Here is an 850-nt window from a genome sequence, read left to right on the forward strand (position 1 = left end):
TAATGAAGAAATTAAGAATGTAATTGATAATTTTTATTACAAGAATTTATATAAAGAATACGACAGAACTAAGGATGATGGTAAACACGGATTTGATTTTCTTGATGATGGTTATACAGATTTAGGTGTTATTTCAATGCAAAATAATGAACCAGACTATAACGAACCTTGAGATGAAGATGATGAACCAGGTGAATTAAGTTTTACAAATGCTGAAAATATGAAAATTAAAACAAAAAGCGAAGAAAGTTTTCATAAAAAAACTTATGACCCTAAAAAAGATGATGGAAAGAATCAAAATTTTGACTTTTCTATTGATGATAATAATAAGGATTTAATTGTTTCCAAATCAGAAGGGAGACCATGACAAGAATTGCCTGATCATAATGAACCTTGGATTTCTGATGATGAGGAAGGCAAAGATAATTCTAAACAAGATTCAAAATCACAAATGAAGTCTCCAGACTTAAAGAAAACAGAAGAAAAAAACCAACCTATGGTTTTTACAGATTTTGCAGATCTTGCCAATTCATTCTTTAAAGGAATAGAAGGTAAGGGTCCAATCTTTATATTTGAACCAAGATCGACAAAAAACTAAAATAAAATATTGAAATTTATAATCAATCTAATAAAGCACGAGGAGTTATTTTAGGTTTAACTTCTTGTGCTTTTGTGATATTTAGGATGATTTGCTAACCTATTTTTTGCCTTATTAGACACAAATTTTGCCAAAACAAAAAAAAAAAAAAAAATACTATAAAATATGCTTTATAAACTTAATTAAATATAAGGAGCAAAATGAAAAAAAGCAAATTACTTTTTCTAGGATTTTTACCTGTTTTGGCAACAC

At 27.4% G+C, this 850-nt stretch carries 1 protein-coding gene; it reads left to right on the top strand.

Translation table 4 applies throughout. The annotated features are described in order from the left end of the window. Positions 1-598: hypothetical protein (locus tag ACWXVP_RS03220; RefSeq protein WP_456013066.1), on the top strand; the 598-nt coding region annotated here is incomplete at its 5' end. Positions 599-850 lie beyond the last annotated feature (252 nt).

This window comes from Mycoplasma sp. 1781 (genome assembly GCF_053851675.1).